General features: G+C 61.0%; 12 protein-coding genes and 2 pseudogenes. 8 read left to right on the top strand and 6 right to left on the bottom strand.

Annotated elements, in window-relative coordinates:
• Window positions 1-1,127 (top strand): transketolase-like TK C-terminal-containing protein (locus VFN25_RS10790; protein WP_414648936.1); only part of this gene is annotated, 1,127 nt, incomplete at its 5' end.
• Window positions 1,128-1,197: 70 nt separating this feature from the next.
• Complete coding sequence (locus tag VFN25_RS10785; RefSeq protein ID WP_325141729.1) at window positions 1,198-1,884, top strand: methyltransferase domain-containing protein; 687 nt, start codon at window positions 1,198-1,200, stop codon at window positions 1,882-1,884.
• Here the strand turns inward: VFN25_RS10785 and VFN25_RS10780 are convergent.
• The 3 genes from VFN25_RS10780 to VFN25_RS10770 are packed head-to-tail and all read right to left on the bottom strand — an operon-like array spanning window position 1,875 to window position 4,072.
• Window positions 1,875-2,330: a TspO/MBR family protein gene (locus VFN25_RS10780; RefSeq protein ID WP_325141727.1), complete on the bottom strand. Its 456-nt coding sequence runs from the start codon at window positions 2,328-2,330 to the stop codon at window positions 1,875-1,877. The two genes, VFN25_RS10785 and VFN25_RS10780, sit on opposite strands and share 10 nt — an antisense overlap.
• Before the next feature lie 60 nt (window positions 2,331-2,390).
• Window positions 2,391-3,137, bottom strand: a complete 747-nt coding sequence (locus VFN25_RS10775) for a TMEM175 family protein (RefSeq protein WP_325141725.1) — start codon at window positions 3,135-3,137, stop codon at window positions 2,391-2,393.
• A 23-nt stretch (window positions 3,138-3,160) separates the two neighbouring features.
• Window positions 3,161-4,072 carry an AEC family transporter gene (locus VFN25_RS10770; RefSeq protein ID WP_325141722.1) on the bottom strand — a complete coding sequence of 304 codons (912 nt, stop codon included), beginning with the start codon at window positions 4,070-4,072 and terminating at the stop codon, window positions 3,161-3,163.
• Window positions 4,073-4,242: 170 nt separating this feature from the next.
• Between VFN25_RS10770 and VFN25_RS10765 the strand changes: the two genes are divergently transcribed.
• A complete protein-coding gene (locus VFN25_RS10765; RefSeq protein ID WP_325141720.1) occupies window positions 4,243-5,238 on the top strand; it encodes a ribokinase in 996 nt (331 codons plus the stop codon).
• Window positions 5,239-5,241: 3 nt separating this feature from the next.
• Here VFN25_RS10765 and VFN25_RS10760 read toward each other — a convergent pair whose 3' ends face one another.
• Window positions 5,242-5,886 (bottom strand): DedA family protein, encoded by a 645-nt coding sequence (locus VFN25_RS10760; RefSeq protein WP_325141718.1) that lies wholly within the window; start codon window positions 5,884-5,886, stop codon window positions 5,242-5,244.
• Window positions 5,887-6,072: 186 nt separating this feature from the next.
• Here VFN25_RS10760 and dusB point away from each other — a divergent pair, with 186 nt between their 5' ends.
• On the top strand, window positions 6,073-7,059 hold the full coding sequence (gene dusB / locus VFN25_RS10755; RefSeq protein ID WP_325141716.1) for a tRNA dihydrouridine synthase DusB: 987 nt from the start codon (window positions 6,073-6,075) through the stop codon (window positions 7,057-7,059).
• Between the two features lie 9 nt (window positions 7,060-7,068).
• Here the strand turns inward: dusB and VFN25_RS10750 are convergent, their stop codons facing one another.
• The gene (locus VFN25_RS10750; protein ID WP_325141714.1) at window positions 7,069-7,998 is read right to left on the bottom strand and encodes a hypothetical protein; all 930 of its coding nucleotides are present in this window, start codon (window positions 7,996-7,998) and stop codon (window positions 7,069-7,071) included.
• A gap of 149 nt (window positions 7,999-8,147) precedes the next feature.
• Window positions 8,148-9,536 (bottom strand): tryptophan--tRNA ligase, encoded by a 1,389-nt coding sequence (locus tag VFN25_RS10745; protein ID WP_325141712.1) that lies wholly within the window; start codon window positions 9,534-9,536, stop codon window positions 8,148-8,150.
• A gap of 334 nt (window positions 9,537-9,870) precedes the next feature.
• Here VFN25_RS10745 and VFN25_RS10740 point away from each other — a divergent pair, with 334 nt between their 5' ends.
• From VFN25_RS10740 to VFN25_RS10725, 4 genes and pseudogenes are all read left to right on the top strand, one after another.
• Window positions 9,871-10,719, top strand: a complete 849-nt coding sequence (locus VFN25_RS10740; RefSeq protein ID WP_325141710.1) for a hypothetical protein — start codon at window positions 9,871-9,873, stop codon at window positions 10,717-10,719.
• A gap of 245 nt (window positions 10,720-10,964) precedes the next feature.
• A complete protein-coding gene (locus VFN25_RS10735; RefSeq protein WP_325141708.1) occupies window positions 10,965-12,932 on the top strand; it encodes a reprolysin-like metallopeptidase in 1,968 nt (655 codons plus the stop codon).
• A gap of 335 nt (window positions 12,933-13,267) precedes the next feature.
• A pseudogene (locus tag VFN25_RS16785) lies at window positions 13,268-15,198 on the top strand (S8 family serine peptidase); the annotation flags it as partial.
• A pseudogene (locus VFN25_RS10725) lies at window positions 15,175-17,591 on the top strand (hypothetical protein); the annotation flags it as partial. The pseudogenes VFN25_RS16785 and VFN25_RS10725, both read left to right, overlap by 24 nt.

Raw genomic sequence — 17,591 nt, 5'->3', positions numbered from 1 at the left:
GCATGTTCCGCCAGATCGGCATCTACGCGCCGTTCGGCCAGAAGTACAAGCCGATGGATGCCGATCAGCTCATGTACTACCGCGAGGACGAATCCGGCCAGGTGCTGCAGCAAGGCATCAGCGAACCCGGCGCGTTCTCCTCGTGGATCGCGGCGGCAACCAGCTATTCGAACAGCAACGTGCCGATGCTGCCGTTCTACATCTATTACTCGATGTTCGGCTTCCAGCGCATCGGCGATCTCGCCTGGGCAGCCGGCGACATGCGTGCGCGCGGCTTCCTGCTTGGCGGCACGTCCGGCCGCACCACACTGAATGGCGAAGGCCTGCAGCATGAGGATGGCCATTCCCATCTGCTCGCCGGCGCGATTCCGAACTGCCGCAGCTACGACCCGACCTTCTCGTTCGAGGTCGCGGTAATTCTCCAGGATGGCGTGCGTCGCATGCTGACCGAACAGGAGGATTGCTATTACTACGTCACCCTGATGAACGAGAACTACACGCATCCGGACATGCCCAAGGGATCCGAAGAAGGGATCATCAAGGGCATGTATTTGTTGCGGGAATCGGGATCCGGGAGTGGGGATTCGTCGAAGGGCAAGAACAAGAGCAAAGCCAAGAATATTCCGCAGGTGCAACTGCTCGGCAGTGGCACGATCCTGCGTGAGGCGATGGCGGCGGCTGAACTGCTCGAAGAGGAGTTTGGCGTGGCCAGCACGATCTGGTCGTGCCCGAGCTTCAATGAATTGCGACGCGATGGGTTCGATACCGAGCGCTGGAATCGCCTGCATCCGATGGAAAAGAAGCCACGCCAATCCTGGGTCGAGAAGTGTCTTGAAGGCCATGCCGGCCCGGTGATCGTGGCGACCGACTATGTGCGTGCCTATTCCGATCAGATCCGCGCCTTCATTCCCGATGGGCGCAAGTTCATCTCGCTCGGCACCGATGGCTTCGGACGCAGCGATTCACGCGAAGCGCTGCGTGGATTCTTTGAAGTCGATCGCTACTGGATCGCCCACGCTGCGATCGCTGCACTGGCCGCCGAAGGCAAGATGAATCCGCAGGATGTGGCGCGGGCCATCAAGCAGTGGAAGCTCGATCCGGAGAAGCCGAATCCGACCACCGTCTGACCCGATGAAAACGGACGAAGGTGGGCCGATGCTCACCTTCGTCTAACAACGGGTCGGTTACGCTCGGCCGATGGAACTCGCGATTCACGCCATTGCCCGGCAATTTCTGCCGCGCCGTCCGCATTACTGGTATGCGCGCATCAAGCTCGCCACCGACCCGCTGTACACGGGCGTCGGTGAAGTGCTCGCCACTACTAGGCAGCCACTGCTCGATCTGGGCTGCGGCATTGGCCTGCTCGCCCACGCGCTGCGCGCTCAAGGTTTCAGCGCCGACTATCGTGGCGTGGATATCGACGGCAAAAAAATCGTATCCGCGCGCGAGGCAGCGGCTCGCGCCGAACTCGCTGCGGTCTGCTTCGAGCCGCTCGATCTGGCCCGCGGATTTCCCGCCCATCGTGGCAGTGTCGCCCTGCTCGATATCGTCCAGTTTCTTCCGCCAGACGCCCAATCGGCCCTGCTTGAAAGCGCCATAGCGAGCCTGTCGCCGGGAGCCGTTCTGGTCATGCGCACCGGCTTGCAACGTGACGGCTGGCGGCTGCGATTCACCCGTGGCGTTGATCGATTTGCACGCTGGGCACGCTGGATGAATGTCGGCCCCAACCGATATCCGCGTCGCCATGAGCTCGAACAGCGCTTCGCCGACCACGGCCTCACGGCGACATTCACGCCACTACGTGGCCGCTTGCCGTTCGAGAACTGGCTGATCTGTGCCAAGCGTGGAGCCTCTGAGGAATCCTCGGCGAATGTTCAGCCCTGATTGAGCGACCAGATCGCCGCATTCAGCGCCGTGGCGAACGCAATCCAGGCCAGGTACGGCGTCATCAGCCAGCCCGCGATCCGGTCTCGGCGAAAGAATGCGACGGTCGTGGCGACAACCAGAAGATCGAGCAGAACAATATCGATCAGAGCGAGATCGATTCGATGCATGGCGAAGAACAATGGCGACCAGAGCGCATTGACCAGCAATTGCGCAAGCCACAGGGCAATCGCCACATCGAATCCGGAGATACGGTAGACACGCCAGGCAGCGAAGGCCATCAGCGCATAGAGCAAGGCCCAGGCCGGTCCGAAAACCCATCCTGGTGGATTGAAAGCGGGTTTGTCCAAGGCGGCATACCAAGCGTCAGGGACCGACAGGCCACCGAGCAGCGACGCCGCCAGCACCAACACGATAAAGACGATCAGACTTTGCCATGGCTTCATCGGTGGATTCCAGGAATGAAAGATTGCGCCACGCAAGCGCGAGGCAAGCGGAATGAATGCTCAGTCTGCAACAAGCGTTTGCGCGTCAATCTTGCGCAGAAGTCGACGCCGAAACCAGGTGATCAACGGATATTGTGCCGCAAGCAACATGTAGACCGGACCCGGCAAACCGAGCAACCAGGGAATCTCGGGAGCACTCGCCGCAACCACGGTGAGAGCAATCGAAATCAGGCTGACGATCGGAATCAACCACCACGATAGCTCGACACATCGTGTTCCGACTCTTTCTTCAATATCCAGTCCGAGCTGATCGCGAAGATTCCAGGCGTGTCGTGTGAGCAGGGCAAGAACCGTTCCCATCGTCGCAAAGACAACACCGAAACCGAGAAACACGAAGATCCAGTCTTCGCGTGATTCCAGCATGAAGTGCGCCGGAAGCCAGCCATCGCTCATGCGCGCGAAGAACGCTGCAAACATGACCTTGAGCGGATAGACGAAGACAAGCACGAAGAAAACCAGTGTCAGGCCGAGCAAGGTCGACGGCAAGTCATCGAGTCCGTAGCGTCGCGTATAAGCGGCGTGGCCGTACCAGAACACTGCAATCATCGCGAAACTCACGGCAAACGCGGGCACGCCCTTCAAGGCGATCAGCATCTCCTCGCGACTGGCAGGAATCGTATCGACTGAAATGACCAGCAGGGTCACGGCGAATGCAAATGCGGCATCGATGAAGGCCTCAAGGCGAGTGACTTCAGCACCGCGCTCGATGAACCCGTCCCGATTGCGCTCCTTGCTGGAAATTGCCATTGCCATTCTCCTGTCTGGTGCCCTTATGCAGTCATGACGAAATGCCAGAGCGGCAAGGTGATCATCGACACCACGATGCCGTAGCCGATCAATGCGGCCGAGAGTTCCGGCGCCAGGCCAGCCATCGACAGCAAGGCGCCTGAAGTCATCATCGGTGGCATCGCGCTCAGATAGACCGCTACCAGCTCGATATCACCAGACAGGCCAAACGCTTGGCAAGCGGCCCAGGCAAGCAAGGGCATCAGGACCAGTTTGGCAAACAGGCCGATGACCAGCGGCAGCAGATGGCGACGCGGAAGGCGAAGGCGCAACTGCATGCCCAGGGCCAGCACGACCAGCGGCAGCAGCGCCCCGGCGATCAGGTTCAAGCCCTGGTCGACGGCCGGGGCCGGGGCAGCCGGCATGACAGTCAAGGCCAATACGAGTGCAATGAACGGAGGAAATCCGGCCACTCGGCGCACGATGGTCTTCAAGCGCGGGCGCTCACCGCCGCCGTAGAACGCGATGACAAACAGGCCCCAGGTAACGAGAATGATGAACGAGCCAAATTGGTCGTAAATCACGGCATAACCGAGTGCGCTGGAGCCGACCAGCACCTGGGTCAGCGGATAGCCGATAAACGATGTATTGCCGAGTGGAACCTGCAACAACAAATTGGCCGCACTGGCGCGATCAAAATGCAGGATTTTTGCCAGCAATGAAACCAGCGCCGCGCTGGCGAGCAGGTTCAACCAGGGAATCGCGACCAGACCGACAAGCTCACGCTCGAAAACCAGTTTTGGCGCGTACAACAGGATTGCCGCCGGCAAACAGACATTGAGCACAACGAGGTTCAGCGAATCGGCAGCGTTCTCGGCAACCAGTCGACGCCATGCGAGCAGCCTGCCAACAGCGAGCAATACCAGAATGATGGCGAATGTGGATGTGACAGTCATTCGGTAGGGCGTCGTGGATTCAGGTGGGGCGCGTTCAAAGATGCGCCATGCTATGCAGGACTTCGAGTCTGTCGAAAGCGTGGGTCGATGTCGAATCGAAGAAACCGGGGTGATCCTGCCCGATCATTGGCTGGGCTACCATTGGCCGACTCACTGCGGATTTTGTATTCATGCAAGACATTGCCGAACGTTCGCCCGAAATCATCATCGTTGGCAGCTATGTCCAGGATCACGTCTGGCAAGCGGATCGGTTTCCGCAACCCGGCGAAACCCGACGCGCGCTGGGCTTCAGTACCGGACCCGGCGGCAAGGGCTTCAACCAGGCGATTGCCTGTGTCCGCCAGCTTGGCAAGGCATTGTTTATCGGCGCGCTTGGCAATGATGCACTGGCCAAGTCGGCGCGACGCTTTGCGCAAAGCGAAAAACTGGCCTGTGCCTGGCTGATTGTCGATCAGGTACCGACCGCAGCGGCGGGGATCATCGTCAATACCGAGGGCGCGAACCAGATCATGGTCAACCTCGCTGCCAACGAACATTTGTCGACTGAATTCCTGCGCAATCAGAGTGCCCGGTTCGCCAGTGCCCGACTGCTGCTGGTGCAGTTGGAGAACAACCTCGATGCCGTGCGCAGCGCGCTTGAGCTGGCCGCCGAACACGGTTTGTTGCGGGTACTCAATCCGGCACCGATGCATGCCGATGTCGATGCGCCACTGCTGGCGCTTTGTGACGTGATCACGCCGAATGAAACCGAGTTCGGACAATTGATGGCGCGCATCTGTGGCCACTCGATCGATGCCAGCGATGTGGCCGCATCGTCCGATGAGGAACTGCATCGCCTGTGCCGGAAACTGGGCGTCGCAACGATCATCATCACGCTTGGTGCCGCTGGATGCTTTGTCTCGCATGCCAGCGACAGCCTTCGTGGCGATCGCAGCGATCACTATCGGGTCGGCGCCGAAAGCGTCCAGGTCGTCGACACCACCGGCGCCGGTGATTCTTTCAGTGGGGCGCTGGTTGCAATGCTTTCGCGCCAGCCAGAGCAACCTTTCGTCAACGCGGTTCGACATGCCAGCCGGGTTGCCGCGATGGGCACGGAAAAATCCGGCGCAGCGTTGGCCATTCCACGACACGAGGACGTCATCGCCCGATTTGGTCCGGCCACCTGAGGGTCAGGTGCGGCGCTTGCGCCGACTCTGGCGAAGATGCATCAACTCGCGCTTTCGCGCGGTTCGCCGCCAGAAATAGAAGACAACTCCGGTCAGAATGACGGCAACCAGGGCCATCACGATGAACTTGCCGCGATCCAACCACTTCAATAACCACTCGTGATTCTGCGCGCCGTAGTAACCGAGATAGACCCAGATCGGTGCACTGATCAGTGCCGCAAACGCATCCATCAGGAAGAATTGAACAAACGAGATACGCCGGGTCATGCCAGCGGTCAGGTAGATCGGTGAGCGCAGTCCGGGCAGGAACCGTGCGATGAACATCAGGCGGTTTCCATAGCGGCTGAACTTTGCCTGGACCAGTGCATAGCGGCGTGGCGTCATCAGATAGGCGATCCAGCGCAGGCGAAGGGCGCGTTCGCCGTAGATTCGGCCGAGCACAAACATCAGCACATCCCCGGCGAGGATGCCGAGGATGCCGACCGCACACATCACGTGCACATTGGCATAGCCGAGGCCGGCGATCACCCCACCGGCGACGAGAGTAATGTCCTCAGGTATCGGCAGGCCGAAGCCACAGATCATCAATACGATGAAAACCGCCGCATAGCCGTTCTGGGTGAACACATTGACCAGGAAATCGAGCATCGCGATCAGCGGGCCGATCGGCCGGGATGTCGAGGCGTCAATGTCAGCTGGATGCGACGAAAGGATTTCAAGCGATCGGGACGAATGGTGGCGAGGAGCCAAGTTTAGCAGCCACGGTTGCCGATTCCCCGCTTACGGGCGCCCGCTATTCAGCCTGATCCGCTCCTCGGGATACAATAATCGGCCATGCGTATCGGTTCCTTTCACATCGACCCGCCTGTCGTGCTTGCACCGATGGCCGGGGTCACCGACAAGCCATTCCGCCAGTTGTGCAAACGACTGGGCGCAGGCTTGGCCGTGTCCGAGATGACCACGGCAGATCCGCGCCTCTGGCATACGGCGAAATCGCAGCGGCGTGCCGATCACAGCGGCGAGCCCGACCCGATCAGCGTACAGATTGCCGGCTACGATCCTCAGATGCTCGCCGATGCGGCACGCTACAACGTCGATCTCGGCGCCCAGTTGATCGATATCAATATGGGCTGCCCGGCCAAAAAAGTATGCAATGTATATTCCGGATCTGCCCTGCTGCAGGATGAGATGCTGGTAGGGCGAATTGTCGCAGCGGTGGTCAAGGCGGTCGAAATCCCGGTCACCCTGAAAATTCGCACCGGCTGGAATCGCGACAATCGCAATGGTGTGCGTATCGCAAGGATTGCCGAAGACGCCGGTATCGCTGCCCTCGCCGTGCATGGGCGCACACGCGCTGATCTCTATCAAGGCGAGGCCGAGTACGAAACCATCGCCGCGATTCGCGATGCAATCCGTATTCCGCTGATGGCGAATGGCGACATTGATTCGCCGCAGAAAGCCGCGCAGGTGCTCAAGATCACCGGCGCCGATGCAGTGATGATCGGACGTGCGGCTCAAGGCCGACCATGGATCCTCCGCGAGATCGCCCACTTCCTCGCCACTGGCGAGATGCTCGAAGCGCCCTCACCGATTGAAGTGCGCGACATTCTCGTCGGACATCTTGAGGACCTTTACGCTTTTTATGGCGAGCTGCCCGGTGTGCGCATTGCGCGCAAGCATCTCGGCTGGTACGCCAAGGATCGTCCCGAGAACGCGGCCTTCCGCAGCGTCGTCAACGGTACCGATTGCGCACAAACCCAGCTGCGTTTGACCCGCGACTATTTCGATCAACTCGCCGACCTGCGCCCGCTCGCCGCCTGATCGTGTCGCTCAGGGCAGCGCCTGGAACGGACACAGATTCGACCAAATTTCACTCAACTGCGCGGTTGCATACGTGTGTCCGCCACTGAAGGTCGTGAACCAGAGATCACTGGACAGCGTCCAGCCGTTGGCCTGGAAGAAATTGCGATCACCGGTCGCGTATGGCAGTAACGGATCGGAACTACCGATATGGATATCCAGTGGGATATGCCGTGAAGCGCCGGCAACGAGTGCATTGCACTGGGATGCATTCAGTCCGTTGCAGGCCAGGGCCTGCAATATTCCGGCGCTGACCGAATAGGCGGCAAAGGTATCGATTGATACTGGCGCACCGAAGTCATTGAGCATGATGTCGTGCATGACGTGGCCGCCGGCGGAAAATCCCCAGCCGATCCGACGCGAAGTGTCGATGTTGTAGGCCAATTCCGCATCCGCGATGGCGGCGGCAAAAATGCTGTAGTCGCTCGGATTCGGTGGCGGTGCAATCCAGCCACCGGAGCCGCCGGTCGCCACCGGCGCAACGACGATGAAGCCATTGGCATCGGCGATGGGCGCCCAGGCGTTGCGCACCGCCTGCGCGGCCGTGTTTGCTGCCGCGGGACTGCCGGCCTGACCGTGCAGGGCCAACACCAGCGGCACCGGATGGCTGGAAGAATACGAAGGCGGAACGCGCAGATAGATCACATGGCTGCCATAACCCGGCACGCTGACCGTGCGTGAAATGCTGCCGGTCGCGCCGCCACTGCCGTTGGATGGCAACCGCGTGATGCCGGCGGCCGGTTGAAAGCCGTCGATGAAAATCGCATCGGGATGGGCGCAAACCCAATCCGGCAGTTTCATCGTCGTCGTCGCTGATACGGATGCTGCTGTGCATCCAAGCAGGACGCAAACGAAGACCCGCACAAGGCGCGAAATTCGATGATCAATCAGTTTGTTCATATTGCGCTTGTCATGGCCAGGGGACGCGACGATTCGAATGCCTCTTCCGACTCGACACCAGCACACCGTAGCGCAGCGTTGTCGACTACGGACGTGTACTCACTCACAGGTCGAGTGTGAAGCCAGCCACAGTTTTCCGGATGTGCGGGTCAGTCATGGGCGGCTTTGGCGGCGCGCTTTTGCTTCTCGACCTCGGCAAGCGTCGCCAATGCCCGGCGCACGCCATCGATTTCGCCAACGACTTCGACGCGTCCGTCCATCGCCAGCGTTGCACGACTGACATGCGGAAAATGCCCGCCCATGACCATCAGTTCGGCGATAACCAGACCGACTTCGTCGGGACGCTGCAAGCCTTGGCTTTGCAGCAGCAAGGCACCGTCGCCATCGACCAGCTTGAAGTAGAACAGGCCATCCTTCTCGCGGTAACGCTTCCACTGGGGGGCGGCGACGCTGTCTGCAACCGTCTCGGTGCTGGATGGCGGTCGTGATCCCGGTGCCGCAGGTGATGACAAGCCGATTGTCTCGCGCAAAGCGGCAAGCAACGGCGCACTGCGCTCACGCGCCTTCTTCGCACCCGTGAGCAAACGCTCTTCGATCTCGTCGGGCTTGTTCATCAGTGCATTGTATTTTTCGCGCGGCGCGGCGAGTTCGGCATCGATACGCTCGAACAGCTTCTGCTTGGCTTCGCCCCAGGCGATGCCTTCTGCAAACGCCTGGCGCATCGCCGCCGTCTCGTCGGGGCTCGCGAAAGCCTGATAGATGGCAAAGATATTCGAGCCCTCGGTGTCTTTGGGTTCACCGGGCGCACGCGAGTCGGTGACGATGCCAAGGATGGCCTTGTTCAGATCCTTCGTCGGCAGCCATAGCGGAATCGTGTTGTTGTAGCTCTTGGACATCTTGCGGCCATCGAGGCCGGGCAAGGTTGCGACGTTTTCGTCGATGACTGCCTCCGGCAAGACGAACGGGTCCGCGTCTGTCCGGGCGACCGCGCGGTAGGCATTGCCGTACAAATGATTGAAGCGCTGGCCGATATCGCGGGCCATCTCGATATGCTGGATCTGGTCGCGGCCAACCGGTACGCGATGCGCATTGAAGATCAGGATATCGGCGGCCATCAGCACCGGATACATGAACAAGCCCGCGGTGATGCCGGCGTCGCCGTCCTCGCTGTCGGCGATATTGCGATCAACCGCCGCCTTGTACGCGTGCGAGCGATTGAGCAAGCCTTTTGCGGTGACGCAGGTCAGCAACCAGGTCAATTCGGGAATCTCGGTGATATCGGACTGCCGATAGAAAAACGCACGCTCGGTATCGAGACCAAGGGCCAGCCAGGTCGCGGCGATCTCGAGTCGTGATTGTGCGATCCGCGCCGGATCCTCGCACTTGATCAGGGCGTGGTAGTCGGCGAGGAAGTAGAACGATTCGACATCGTCGCGATGGCTGGCCTCGATCGCCGGACGGATTGCGCCGACGTAGTTGCCGAGGTGCGGCGTGCCGGTTGTGGTGATGCCGGTCAGGGTGCGGAATTTCGAAATCATGGGCAGATCATCGTTGGCTAGCTGCCTGTCGGACTTTGCCGGTTGAGGCGAGAATTTGGCTGGGCGAGGCCAGATTTTCGACGAATTGCAGGCCCATGGTGGCGCTATGGGTCAAAAATCGGCGGAAATATGGGCCGTTCAGACGGATTCGCAGTCCAGCCGAGTCAAGTCCGACAGGCTGCTACACCCAAGTCTAACGAATCCCCGGCAATTGTCGGTCCGCAATGGATTGGCATCGTTGGATAAACGAAAGCGAAATACCGCAGTCCCGGCAAACCCCGGAGCGCGGCCGGGCGCGTTGAACCCTTCACCAACCCGCACCCGGAGGTGCACCATGCGTACCTTGATCTGTTCCGCCCTGTTCGCCCTGCTCCTCGCCGCACCCGCCTATGCGGGCAACCTGCTCGATCTTTCCGTGGTCGATCGCGACACCGGCAACACACTGCAAACCTATGTCCGGGATGGAAAGCTCTATGTACCCGGCGCTCCGGGTCACCGTTACGCCGTGCGCCTGAGCAACCGGACTGGCGGCCGCGTGCTCGCCGTGCTTTCAGTCGATGGCGTCAATGCGGTCAGCGGCGAAACCGCCGGCACCAACCAGAGCGGCTATGTGCTTGATGCCTGGGAGTCGACCGAAATCAATGGCTGGCGCAAGAGCCTCAACGAGATCGCCCAGTTCAATTTCACCTCGCTGCCAAACAGCTATGCGGCGCTGACTGGTCGGCCGGCCAATGTCGGTGTGATTGGCGTTGCCGTGTTCACTGAGCGCAACGATCGCTGGATCGCCCGACAGAGGATCCAGCGTGCTCCGCCACCAGCACCATCATCCCGCCCGTGGGCGAAGGATTCAGACTCGCGCGACCAAGCGGCCGGCGAATCCTTTGCCGAGGCCGAGAAATCCTCCGCGAACGAGGCCAGAGCCGATGCCGCATCGCCGCGCAGCATGGCCAAGCGCGAGCGCCTCGGTACCGGACATGGTGATCGCGAATACTCACAGGTCGGCACGACGCGCTTCGAGCGCGCCAGCATCCAGCCAGCCGAGACTCTGGCGATCTGGTACGACAGCTACCGCAACCTCGCCGCGCGCGGCATCATTCCGCGCCGCCCGATTGCCAGTCGTCAACCGAACCCGTTTCCGAACAGCTTTGTCGCTGATCCGCCGCACCGCCATCGCTACCGTTGAACGCTTGACTGACAATCCCGCCGCCAGGTTCGATGGCGGTGGGATTGCCTGGAATTCAGCGTTCGGAGGTGCGCCGCTTCCGCCCCCACCTCCCCCGCGATGCGGATGCACAATCCACCGGAGGGCCGAAAACTCGCTGACCAGTTGTCGCTTTCAAGGGTTTCCCACGCGTGCGACCATACGAGGTTAGCGCGCCCGATGCAGCGTGATGCGGCGCCACTTCATTCGCTTCGGGGAAGCTTTCCATGATCAACAGAACTTGTGCTTCAGCGGCGCTTCGCGGCGTCGTTTCGACACTCTTCCTGCTCTCGATAAATGCTGTCGCCGCCGACCTCGCATCATCCGACTGGCGCGATAGTCCCGCTAAGAGCCTGCCAACCACGACCGACACACCTGACAGCTACCGCAGTCTCGATCTCGACATTGCCTCGCTGCAGTCCAGCCTTGCTCGCCAGGGTGGCGGCATTGGCCGGACCTTGTCGCTGCCGAAACCGGACGGCGGCTTTGTCGAATTCATGCTTTCTGATTCGGGCGTTTTGCCAGCCGAACTCCAGACGAAGTATCCGCACATCCACAGCTTTCTCGGAGTCGATGAAAAGGGCCGCCATGCACGCATCGATATTTCCCCACTGGGCCTCAATGCGATGGTGTTCGATCGCGAAGACACATGGCTTGTGCGTCCGTTCAAATACGGCCAGGGTCGCGACTATCTGAGCTTCAGGCGCAGCGCCTTCGCGGCCGGACCCGACTTTTTCTGCGGCACCGACGCAATCGGTCAGCCCGACGTGCTCGGCACGCAGTCGGTTCGCGTGACCACTGGCACAACCCGGCGTGGCTATCGTGCCGCGGTTGCCGCCAACCACAACTACGTGGCGGCCATCTCTGGCACCAACACGCCCACGGTCGAATTGGGTCTGGCCGCAGTCACGATTGCGATGAATCGGGTCAATGAGGTCTATGAGAACGAATTTTCGATCCACATGAGCCTGATTCCGAACAACGACCTGATCATCTATCCGGACGCATCGACCGACCCCTACTCAAACGGATCAGGGGCCCTCAACCAGAACACAAGCAATCTCAACAATGTGATCGGTAGCGCGAACTACGATATCGGCCATGTTTTCACCACCGGCAGCGGTGGCGTCGCCGGCCTTGGCGTGGTCTGTGGCAGCAGCAAGGCGCGCGGAACAACCGGATTGAGCAACCCCGAGTCGCTGCAAAGCGATATCTTCTATATCGACTATGTTGCCCACGAAATGGGCCACCAGTTCGGCGGCAACCATACCTTCAACAACAGCTGCGGCGGCAATCGTTCGGGCTCCTCCGCGTACGAACCGGGCAGCGGTTCAACCATCATGGCCTACGCCGGGATTTGTCCGCCCAACCTTCAATCGCATTCCGACCCCTACTTCCACGCGCGCAGTCATCTGGAGATTGGCAACTTCGTCAATGGATCCGGCGGCAGTTGCGCGGCCGAAGAAGTCAACCATGCATCGCCGGTCATCGCCACGCTATCGAATCACACGATTCCGGCCAACACCCCGTTCGCCCTCAGTGGCAACGCATCAAGCGAGGTACCCGGGGCGATGCTGACCTATGGCTGGGAGCAATACGATCTCGGCCCGGTCACCGTCGATATCAATGTCGATCCAGGCAATGGCCCGATCATCCGCTCGCTGAATCCGACCAGCACGCCGATTCGCACCGTTCCGAACTTCGACAACCTGCTCAGTGGCGCGACGATGACCGGTGAAATCCTGCCGACAACCACGCGTGCGCTGAACTTCCGCTTCAGCGTTTTCGACAACGTGGCGGGTGGCGGCACGACTGAATCCGGTGCATTGACCCTGCAAGTCGATTCCGCATCGGGTCCGTTCGCGGTTACCGAACCGGCAGCGGGTGCGACCTGGGATCCCTTGATCAGCGCCACCGAGTTGGTGACCTGGGATGTGGCCAATACGGCAGCATCCCCGGTTTCCTGCGCGGCAGTCGACATTGATGTCTACAGCGGCGGCGGTTTCGCCAACAGTTCGGCCACGCTCGCCCTGGGCATCCCGAATACCGGCATTGCGCTGGTCAGCGTGCCGAACATGCAATCGAGCAGTGCGCGTGTCCGTGTGCGTTGTTCCGACAACATCTTCTTTGCCATCAGCCCTGGTGATTTCACTATCAACGGACCCGATCTGATCTTTGCCAACGGTTTCGATTGATTCTCGGTTCCGCGTCAAACCCCGTTCTTTGCGGGGTTGGCGCATTCCAGTTGGCGCAGAGGCGGCTCGAACGACTGGCTTGTCCGCCCGCAGCGGATGGCACGATCCGGGCAAAATCTGCGGGCGTCCCGGCCGTTCAGAAATCTATTTGCGTTTCGGCGGGAAAGCCTATTGCGAAACGCCAGACTAAAGGCGACTATCCGCCTTGATTGTCTGCCGTCGCGCAATTCGGAAGACATTCGCAAACGGGGTCTCATCGCTTTCCATTCCGATCCGCCGCATCCGTGGCGGATCTTTCCGCAGCTAAAGTATAGGTCTATATTTAGGGGATTTGTATGAATTGGACACCCAAAGCACTGCAGCGCGCCCGAAGGCGCGCAACGCCTTTGGCCAGTGCGCTCGCCATCACTCTGATGACGGGTCTTACCTCATCGGCTTCCGCTACACCCTACAACCCGATCATCGATCTGGCGACGACACTGCCGAAGCTGGCTTCGGCAAATACGTTGCTGGCCTCGCCTGCTGAAGGCTCCGCTTACTACACCGTCGTTTTCAAGGAAGAACCGCTGGCCACCTATGGCGGCGAAATTGCAGGCTTGCGCGCGCCGGATCACCTCATCCGCAACGGCATGCCCAGCGCCAAGATCGACGTGAACTCGGCCTCCGCGCGCGCTTATGTGAGCTATCTCGAAACGAGGCAGGAAGCGTTTATCGATGAGCTCAGCACCAATCTGCGTCGCCCGCTCGATGTCATGGCACGCATGCAGCACGCGTTGAACGCGGTCATCGTCCGCCTCAGCAATGCGGAAGCTTCTGAAATCATGAAGCGTGCGGACGTCTTGTTTATCGAGCGCGAGCATCAGCTGGAACTATCCACTGATCGCGGCCCGGCCTTTATTGGCGCCACCTCGATCTGGGAAGGCACGACCGCCAGCGGCGTTGCCACCGAAGGCGAAGGCATCCTGATCGGCGATATCGACACCGGCATCAACTGGGAAAGCCCGGCTTTCGCGGCGGTCGGACCCATTGATGGCTACGTCCATCAGAACCCGAAAGGCAACGGCACTTATCTTGGCCAATGCGCGCCCGGCGGCGTCGATGAAGGTCGCTGCAACGACAAGCTGATCGGCATCTACAACTTTGCCGCACCGGGTACGACCGGCACCGATACACAAGGTCATGGCTCGCATACCGCGAGCACCGTGGCTGGCAACCACTGGAACGCCACTTTTTCCAGCGGCTCGTTCACCATCTCCGGCGTCGCTCCGCACGCCAACGTGATTGCCTATCTGGCGTGTCCGTCGAGCTGCCCGAGCACGGCAACCTCACAGTCCGCCAATCAGGCGATCATCGATGGCGTCGACGTCATCAACTACTCGATCAGCGGCGGCAAGCGCCATGGACCGACGCCACATCGACCGCATTCCGCAATGCTGTAGCCGCAGGCACCTTTGTTGCCGCATCGGCAGGCAATACCAGCGCATCGGTTCCCAACCCGCAAGGCCAGGTCAACCACATGGAGCCGTGGGTACAAACCGTAGCGGCTTCGACCGAGGATCGCATCATCGCGGTCAGCCTCGATCTGACCAGCGAAGCCAGCCCACCGGCAAACACCCAGGATATCCCGTTGCGTCCCGGTGGCGCGCCACTGCCAACCGAGAATCTCGTTGACGTTCCATTGATCAAGAGTCCGAACTTTGCCAACGGCTCGACCGATGGCTGTTCGGCTTACCCGCCGGGTACCTTTACCCGCGGCGGTTCACCCACCGATCGCATTTTCGCCGATGGCTTTGATGATCTGCCGCCACCGCCGATTTCCGAAGGTGCCGTGGCCGTCCTTCATCTCGATGGCACCTCCAGCGCCTGCGGCAGTGGCGGACGTCGCACGGCGGCCCTCAACGCAGGTGCCATTGGCGTCATCTTTGTCGATTCGGCCTATCTCAACCTCGGTGCGGCGAATACCTCGTGGTCGATGCTGATGAGTGACTGGCTCAACCTCGAAGCCGGCTCGAATCCTGCCACGGCGAGAGTGTCCATCGATATCTCGGCCCGGGCGTTCCCGGCTCAAGGTGACGTCATCGCCGACTTCAGTTTCCGCGGCCCGCGTCTGGTCGGTGGCCAGGGCATGGTCAAGCCTGACATCACCGGTCCCGGCGTCGACATCCTCGCCGTTGGCGCAGCCAATGTCGTCGGCCCGAATGGCGTCTATCTCAGCAACGGCACCTCGATGTCGAGTCCGCACATGGCGGGCGCTGCTGCGTTGATGCGGGCACTGAATCCGACATGGTCGGCCACTCAGGTCAAATCGGCTCTGAATCTGAGCTCGAACAACTTTGGCGCGGTCAATCAGGATGGTTCACCCGTGCGCCTTTGGGACTACGGCTCGGGTCGTGTCAATCTGACTGCGGCTTCCAAAGTCGGTTTGATCATGGACGAGACTGCGGCCAACTTCCTCGCCGCCAACCCGGCAACCGGTGGTGACATCGCGAGCCTGAACCTGGCCAGCATGGCCAAGGCGAACTTTGTTGGCGATGCCGTCTTCACGCGCACCTTCCGTCGCGCACGTAGTGGCAGCCAGACCTACACCCTGTCCGTTGTCGGTTTCCCGGCAGGTGCGGTCGATTTCTCGCCGGCTTCGTTCAATATCAACTCGACGGGTTCACGCACGATCACGGTCACCGCTCATGGTGCAATGCTGCCCTCATCGCAGTGGAGTCTCGGCGAACTGATCCTGACCCCCAGCGCCGGTGACGAGCCGACCCTGCATCTGCCGATCGCACTCAATCCAGCGGGTCCGATCATCGACGTCACGCCGGCATCGATTTCCGACAGTTCGGATACCACGGTCAGCAACGACCTGACCATCAGCAACACCGGCAACCCGACCCTGAACTGGTCGGTCACGACGACCGGAACCGCGCAGGTCACGCCGTTGAACACGACGACGTCGGGTAGCGGCCAACTGGGCGGGTACTACATTGCCGACAGTGAAGGTGACTACATCTCGCAGAACTTCGATACCCGGGGTGCCACCCATGTCACCACGCTGCGGGCAAACGGATTCACGCTGCCAGGCGGAAGCTCATTGACGGCGGCGAATACGCCCTCGGTGACCTTCAGTGTCTATGCCGACAATGCCGGCGAACCAGCCGGTGCCCCGGAAGGCTTTGGCAGTGCACCGTTGTGGACGTACACGAACACCATCGGCGCAGCCAACGGCATTACCACGACCGGCGGAAACCTGCAGCTCAATCTCGCAGCCGCTGGCGTGCCGCCACTTGATCTGCCCGCAGGACGCCACTGGATGACGGTCTATCCGACCATCACCGCCAGCAGTGCCAGCCTGCTCTGGGCGTGGAGAACCAGTCCGGATCCGACGATTGGCAACGTGCCATTGGTCTACGCGCCGTACTTCGACAATACCCAGTTCTACCCGTTCGCCGGCGTGACCGCCATGTCCGCCTTTGTCCAGGGCACGGTCGATTGCAGCCTGCCAAGCTGGGTCAATCTGACCACGACCTCCGGTTCACTTGGATTCGGCGGCTCGCAGGCCATCCCTGTCGGCTTCGATGCGGCAGGTCTGGCAGCAGGCACCTATACCGCAACCCTGTGCATTGGCAGCAACGCCACCAACCTGGCCACGGTAGCGGTGCCGCTGACATTCACGGTTCCCACCGGCGGTTCGCAGGCTCCCACCGTGAGCAAGGCATTTGCGCCGAGCAGTGTGGAAACCAATGCGACCAGCACGCTGACGATCACCTTGAACAATGCCGGCCCGGCCGTATCGACACTGAGTGTCGATCTGACCGACACCTTCCCGGCCGGACTCGTGGTTGCGGCAACTCCCGCGGCCTCGACCACCTGCGCCAGCGGCACGCTGACAGCGGTGGCCGGATCAGGCTCGGTAACCCTCGGCACGGGTGCGCAGATCCCGGCGGCAGGCAGTTGCACGGTCTCGGTTGATGTGGCGTCGGCAACCGCCGATGTCTACAACAACTCGATCGCTGCGGGTGCCCTGCAAACCGACACCGGCAACAACGCTGCGGCAGCCAACGCCAGCTTGACCGTCACCGCTCCGGTGTTCATTGCCCCGACCACGGCCGTCGCATTTGCGCCGACCTCGGTCAGCGCGGGCACTGCGACCACGGTGACGATCACGCTCGGCAACACCAACGCAGTGGCGGCCAATCTGACCGCGGCTCTGGACGACAGCTTGCCGGCAGGCTTGCTGGTTGCTCCGACGCCGAATGCCGCCAGCACCTGTGCCAGCGGAACGGTGACGGCCGCCGCCGGCACCAGTCTGGTCAGCCTGGCCAGTGGCGCGCAGATCCCGGCCAGCGGCGACTGCACGGTCACGGTTGATGTCCGCGCGGTCAGCCCGGGGACCTATACCAACACGATCGCCGCCGGCGCGCTGCAAACCGACCTTGGCAACAGCACGGCGGCGGGCAGCGATGCACTGACCGTGACCGCAGCCACGTTCCCGGCGCCGTATTGCCCACGCGCGTTCACCAGTGCCGTGGAGCCGATCACCCTGGTCAACTTCGCCAACATCAACAATGTGACGTCGGAAGTAGTGGATGGCACGCCTGCGCTGGAAGACTTCCTGGCACAGGACATCCGGGTGGTGCCGGGCGCAACTTACAAGGTCACGGTCAA

Source organism: Dokdonella sp., assembly GCF_035703485.1.
Taxonomy (GTDB): domain Bacteria; phylum Pseudomonadota; class Gammaproteobacteria; order Xanthomonadales; family Rhodanobacteraceae; genus Dokdonella.
The sequence above is the reverse complement of the archived record's forward strand: the minus strand, read 5'-3'. Positions and strand labels throughout refer to the sequence as shown.

Bases quoted from the DNA above. Each gene is read 5' to 3' on its own strand.
- dusB (WP_325141716.1), top strand. From the start codon at position 6,073: ATGCGTATCGGTTCCTTTCACATCGACCCGCCTGTCGTGCTTGCACCG.
- VFN25_RS10750 (WP_325141714.1), bottom strand. From the start codon at position 7,998: ATGAACAAACTGATTGATCATCGAATTTCGCGCCTTGTGCGGGTCTTC.
- VFN25_RS10740 (WP_325141710.1), top strand. From the start codon at position 9,871: ATGCGTACCTTGATCTGTTCCGCCCTGTTCGCCCTGCTCCTCGCCGCA.
- VFN25_RS10765 (WP_325141720.1), top strand. From the start codon at position 4,243: ATGCAAGACATTGCCGAACGTTCGCCCGAAATCATCATCGTTGGCAGC.
- VFN25_RS10785 (WP_325141729.1), top strand. From the start codon at position 1,198: ATGGAACTCGCGATTCACGCCATTGCCCGGCAATTTCTGCCGCGCCGT.
- VFN25_RS10760 (WP_325141718.1), bottom strand. From the start codon at position 5,886: ATGCTCGATTTCCTGGTCAATGTGTTCACCCAGAACGGCTATGCGGCG.
- VFN25_RS10775 (WP_325141725.1), bottom strand. From the start codon at position 3,137: ATGGCAATTTCCAGCAAGGAGCGCAATCGGGACGGGTTCATCGAGCGC.
- VFN25_RS10735 (WP_325141708.1), top strand. From the start codon at position 10,965: ATGATCAACAGAACTTGTGCTTCAGCGGCGCTTCGCGGCGTCGTTTCG.
- VFN25_RS10770 (WP_325141722.1), bottom strand. From the start codon at position 4,072: ATGACTGTCACATCCACATTCGCCATCATTCTGGTATTGCTCGCTGTT.
- VFN25_RS10780 (WP_325141727.1), bottom strand. From the start codon at position 2,330: ATGAAGCCATGGCAAAGTCTGATCGTCTTTATCGTGTTGGTGCTGGCG.
- VFN25_RS10745 (WP_325141712.1), bottom strand. From the start codon at position 9,536: ATGATTTCGAAATTCCGCACCCTGACCGGCATCACCACAACCGGCACG.